This window comes from Streptomyces sp. MB09-02B (assembly GCF_033794485.1).
In the GTDB taxonomy this organism is placed as follows: Bacteria; Actinomycetota; Actinomycetes; order Streptomycetales; family Streptomycetaceae; genus Streptomyces.
This window is the reverse complement of record NZ_JARGEE010000556.1, coordinates 1-5048: the sequence shown is the minus strand read 5'-3', so window position 1 is coordinate 5048 and position 5048 is coordinate 1. Positions and strand designations below refer to the sequence as shown.

3 protein-coding genes and 1 pseudogene are annotated in these 5048 nt (G+C 72.7%); 1 reads left to right on the top strand and 3 read right to left on the bottom strand.

The window, feature by feature from the left end; translation table 11 throughout:
* Positions 1-190: 190 nt before the first annotated feature.
* The 3 genes and pseudogenes from pfkB to P1P70_RS40475 all read right to left on the bottom strand — a co-directional run bounded on the left by pfkB (position 191) and on the right by P1P70_RS40475 (position 3828).
* Positions 191-1138 carry a 1-phosphofructokinase gene (pfkB, locus tag P1P70_RS40485; RefSeq protein ID WP_319246862.1) on the bottom strand — a complete coding sequence of 316 codons (948 nt, stop codon included), beginning with the start codon at positions 1136-1138 and terminating at the stop codon, positions 191-193.
* A gap of 140 nt (positions 1139-1278) precedes the next feature.
* A pseudogene (locus P1P70_RS40480) lies at positions 1279-2034 on the bottom strand (DeoR/GlpR family DNA-binding transcription regulator); the annotation flags it as partial.
* A gap of 189 nt (positions 2035-2223) precedes the next feature.
* A complete protein-coding gene (locus P1P70_RS40475; RefSeq protein ID WP_319246860.1) occupies positions 2224-3828 on the bottom strand; it encodes an MFS transporter in 1605 nt (534 codons plus the stop codon).
* A gap of 62 nt (positions 3829-3890) precedes the next feature.
* Between P1P70_RS40475 and P1P70_RS40470 the strand changes: the two genes are divergently transcribed.
* Positions 3891-4865, top strand: a complete 975-nt coding sequence (locus P1P70_RS40470) for a YafY family protein (protein WP_319246859.1) — start codon at positions 3891-3893, stop codon at positions 4863-4865.
* The last annotated feature ends 183 nt before the right edge of the window (positions 4866-5048 follow it).

Below are 5048 nucleotides of genomic sequence, written 5' to 3'. Positions count from 1 at the left end.
GGTAAAGCAAAACGAAGGTTCGTTCCCGGACCGCCGCCCACCCCAGCCGACCGCACCCCGCCCCGGCCAACCTCGCCAAAACGAAGGTTCGTTCCCGGACGCCCGCTCCCGGCCTTCCCCATGGCACCGGCCCTCCTCGTGACACCGGCGCTTCTCATGACGCCGCCCCTCCTCATGACATCGGCCCTCCTCATGACGCCGGCTCCCTGAGCGCCCGGTCCACCGGTACCTCCGGCGTCACCGTCACCGTCGCCGGGTCCAGGTCCGCGGGGGTGGGCATGACGCTGCCCGGGAGTTGGACGGCGGCGGCGCCGTGGGCGACGGCCGAGGCGAGGGCGTCGGGGCCGTGGCCGCCGGCGATGAGGAAGCCGGCGAGGGAGGAGTCGCCGGCGCCGACGTTGCTGCGGACGGCGTCGACGCGGGCGGTGCCGTACCAGGCGCCGGAGGCGTTGACGAGGAGTTGTCCGTCGGCGCCGAGGCTGGCCAGGACCGCGGTGGCGCCCATCTCGCGGAGTTCCTCGGCGGCCTTCACGGCGTCCCCGACGGTGGTGAGGGGGCGGCCCACGGCTTCGGCGAGTTCCTCGGCGTTGGGCTTGACGACGTCGGGGCGTTCGCGGAGCGCGGCGAGGAGGGCCGGGCCGGAGGTGTCCAGGGCGATGCGGGCGCCGGCGGCGTGGGCGCGGGCGACGAGTTCGGCGTACCACGAGGGGGCGAGGCCGCGCGGGAGGCTGCCGCAGCAGGCGATCCAGGAGGCGTCGGCGGACTGGGCGCGGACGGTCTCCAGGAGGAGCTCCCGCTCGGCGGCGGAGAGTTCCGGGCCGGGCGCGTTGATCTTCGTCAGGACGCCGTCGGCCTCGGCGAGGGCGATGTTGGAGCGGGTCGCCCCGGCGACCGCCACGCGTGCGACCTCGATGCCCTGGGCGTCGAGCAGGTCCGCGACCAGTGCCCCGGGCGCGCCGCCGAGGGGCAGTACGGCCACGGTCCGGCGCCCGGCGGCGGCGACCGCTCGGGAAACGTTGACACCCTTGCCGCCCGGATCCATGCGTTCGCCGGTGGCCCGGATGACCTCGCCGCGGTCGAGGGAGGGGACCTCGTAGGTGCGGTCGAGGGAGGGGTTGGGGGTGACGGTGAGGATCATGAGCGGTGGTCTTTCCGGCCGTTCGCGTCGGAGACTCCGGAGCCGCCCGGGACCCCGGAGCCGCCAGGGACCCCGCGGCCGCCGGAGACTCCCGAGCTGCCGGAGCCGCCGGAGCCACCGACGGGCTCGGGCCCCGGGACGCGCAGCACTTCGGTGCCCTTGCGTTCGATGGCGAGGGCGTCCTCGGGGCTCAGGCCGGTGTCGGTGATCAGCAGGTCCACGTCGCTCAGGTCGCCGAAGCGGGCGAAGTGTTCCTGGCCGTGCTTGGAGGAGTCGGCGAGCAGCACCACGCGGCGGGCGGCGGTCACGGCCGCCCGTTTCACGGCGGCCTCGGCGAGGTCGGGTGTGGTCAGGCCGTGGTCGGTGGAGAAGCCGTTGGCGGCCACGAAGAGGACGTCGGCGCGGATCTCGCCGTAGGCGCGAAGAGCCCAGGCGTCGACGGCGGCGCGTGTGCGGTGGCGGACGCGGCCGCCGACGAGGTGGAGCTGGATGCCGGGGTGGTCGGCGAGGCGGGCGGCGATCGGCAGGCTGTGCGTGACCGCGGTGAGCGCGGCCTCCAGCGGGATGGCGGCGGCGAGCCGCGCGATCGTCGTACCGGCGTCGAGGACGACCGTGCCGTCGGGCGGGAGTTCGGCGAGGGCCGCCTGTGCGATGCGGTCCTTCTGGTCGGCCGCGGTGCCCTCGCGTTCGGCGAGGTCGGGCTCGAAGTCCAGGCGGCCGGCGGGGATCGCGCCGCCGTGCACCCGTTGGACGAGGCCGGCGCGGTCGAGGGTCTTCAGATCGCGGCGGATCGTCTCGGCCGTGACCTGGAACTCCTCCGCCAGCGACACCACGTCCACCCGGCCGCCGTCACGGGCGAGCCGGAGGATCTCCTGCTGCCGTTCCGGTGCGTACATGTCCGTTCGCCTCCGACTAATGCCCGATTCTGTGGTTTCGCTCGGAGGCTACGCCCGGTTATTCGAAAAGTAAACAGGTTCGGGCAACACTCGGGCGGACTCGGACATGATCGTGCGGGAGGGGCCTGTAGGGCGGGACGGGAGTGGGCCCCGCACCACGAAGGCGCGGGGCCCCACTCTCGCTCCGGTCTAGGCAGCCGGGGCGGCCGACTCCGGGGTGGCCGACTCCTCGGTGTCCGCGCCCGCCGTGGTGCGTCCCGGCAGGGCGAACATCAGCAGGAAGATCGCGACCAGGACCGCGGCCACCCAGCCGAGCGCGTACTCGAAGGCGTCGACGAAGGCGGGGCCGATGTCGGCCGGCGCGAGACGGTCGTCGATGACACCGAAGAAGACCACGGCGACCAGGCCGAGCCCGAGGGCGTTGCCCATCTGCTGGACGGTGCTGATCAGCCCGGACGCGGAACCGGCGTGCTCACGCGGCACCCCGGAGAGGATCGCGTCGGTCAGCGGCGCGACGATGAGCCCCATGCCCGCGCCCATCACGGTCAGCGGGAGTGCCATCTGCCAGGGGGTGATGGCGAGGCCGTACCGTTCGGACTCCGCCAGGTAGAGGAGCACACCGGCCGCCATCAGCAGCGCGCCCGCCTGGAGGACCTTGCGGCCGAAGCGCGGGACGAGTGTCTGGACGGACATCCCGGCCGCGACCGACACGGCGAGGGAGAACGGGATGCCGGTGAGGCCGGCCTTCAGGACGCTCCAGCCGAGGCCGGTCTGGAGGTAGAGGGTCCAGACGAGGAAGAAGACGCCGAGGGCGATCCCGAAGACGGTCTGGACGGCGATACCGGCCGCGAAGCTCTTCACCCGGAACAGGGACAGTTCGATCAGCGGGGAGCCGTCGCGCGCCGACTTGCGCCGCTCGTACGCCACCAGCGCCGCGAACACGACGAGCGAGCCCGCCATCGAGACGTGGCCCCACAGCGGCCAGCCCGTCTCGTGGCCCCGGGTGAGCGGGTAGAGCAGCATCAGCAGTCCGCCGGTGACGAGCGCGACGCCGACGAGGTCCAGCTTCAGGGCCTGCGAGGCCTTCGACTCGGTGATGAAGCGGCGGCCCAGGATCAGTCCCGCGACGCCGACCGGGAGGTTGATCAGGAAGATCGCCCGCCATTCGAGGCCGAGCGGGTTCCACTCGATGAGCAGGGCGCCGAGCAGGGGGCCCGAGACCGCGCCGAGGCCCACGATCGCGCCGAACAGCCCGAAGACCTTGCCGCGTTCGTGCGCGGGGAAGGTCGCGTGCACGATCGACAGCACCTGCGGCACCATCAGCGCGGCGGTCGCGCCCTGCGCGATCCTCGCCGCCACCAGCATCTCCGGGTTCGCGGCGAGACCGCACAGCGCGGAGGCGAGCGTGAAGCCGCCGATGCCGAGGAGGAAGACACGGCGGCGGCCGTGGATGTCGCCGAGGCGGCCGCCGGTGACGAGTCCCGCGGCGAAGGCGAGGGCGTAACCGGCGGTGATCCACTGGATCTGGCTGAAGCTGGCGGCTTCGCTCCGCTGGATGGAGGGGACGGCGATGTTGACGATGGTGACGTCGACGAGGTCCATGAAGGCGGCCGTCATGACGATCGCGAGGGCGATCCAGCGGCGGCGGTCGGCTCCGTCGGGGGACGGGTCGAGCGCCGTCGGAGTCTGCGCCGTCGGATCACTGACGGTTGTTCGGGGCTGGTCGCGCCCCCGTGACGGAGTCGCAGATGTGTCAGTCCCGCGCCCCTTCAGGGCGCTCGTTGTCGAGGTCATGAGTGGAAACTAGAGGGCGAGTAGGTCAGATCGTGTCCTACTGCTCCGGCATGCTCGGGGGCATGACTACTGACACTCCGGCACGGCTCCTTCAGCTTCTCTCCCTCCTCCAGACACCTCGCGAGTGGCCGGGCGGTGAGCTCTCCGAGCGGCTCGGGGTCTCGCGGCGCACCGTCCGGCGGGACATCGACCGGCTGCGGGAGCTCGGCTACCCGGTGCAGGCGACGATGGGGGCGGAGGGCGGCTACCGGCTGGTCGCGGGGAAGGCCATGCCCCCGCTCGTACTGGACGACGAGGAGGCGGTGGCGATCGCGGTGGGCCTGCGGGCCGGGGCCGGGCACGCGGTGGAGGGGGTGGACGAGGCCTCCGTACGGGCGCTGGCCAAGCTGGAGCAGGTGCTGCCGTCGCGGCTGCGCCACCGGGTCTCCACCTTGCAGGCCGCCACCACTCCCCTGACCAGCGGTGACGGGGCGACCGTCACACCCGAGACGCTGACCGTGATGGCCTCGGCGGTCGCGGGGCACGAGCGGCTTCGGTTCGCGTACCGCTCCGGCGACGGGACGGACTCGCGTCGCCACTGCGAGCCCTACCGGCTCGTGTCGACCGGGCGCCGCTGGTACCTCGTCGCGTACGACCTCGACCGCGCCGACTGGCGGACCTTCCGGGTGGACCGGGTCGAGGAACCCTTCGCCACGGGCGCCCGGTTCACGCCGCGCGAGCTGCCGACGGGGAGTGCGGAGGAGTATCTGAAACAGTCGATGTACCGGCGGCAGGAGACGTACGAGTTCGAGGTCACCTTCGCCGCGCCGGTCGAGTTCATCGCGGCCCGGGTGCCCCGTTGGCTCGGTACGCCCGAGCCCGTCGACGAGCACAGCTGTCGCTTGCGGGCCTCCGTCGGTGACGCCGTGGAGTGGCTCGCGGTCCGGCTGGCGGTGGTCGGCTGTGACTTCACGGTGCATCAGCCGCCGGAACTGGTCGCGTACGTAAGGGAGTTGGGGGCTCGGCTGACGCGTGCGGCGGGGGACGCCGAAGGGTGAGACGCGGGCGAGGGTGCCTCTGATGGGTGCCTGATGGGTGCCTCTGACGTGCGGGTTCGGCCGTCGGCGGGCCTCCGGCGCAGTGGGGCTCTGTGGCAGAATCTGCCGTTCGGGTCACCCCGGGGTTCAGGTCCGGGGTGACCCGAACGGCAGATTCTGCCACAGAGCCCCACTGCGCCGGAG

Excerpts from the sequence above, each read along its gene's own strand:
- P1P70_RS40475 (WP_319246860.1), bottom strand. The coding sequence starts at position 3,828 with ATGACCTCGACAACGAGCGCCCTGAAGGGGCGCGGGACTGACACATCT.
- P1P70_RS40470 (WP_319246859.1), top strand. The coding sequence starts at position 3,891 with ATGACTACTGACACTCCGGCACGGCTCCTTCAGCTTCTCTCCCTCCTC.
- pfkB (WP_319246862.1), bottom strand. The coding sequence starts at position 1,138 with ATGATCCTCACCGTCACCCCCAACCCCTCCCTCGACCGCACCTACGAG.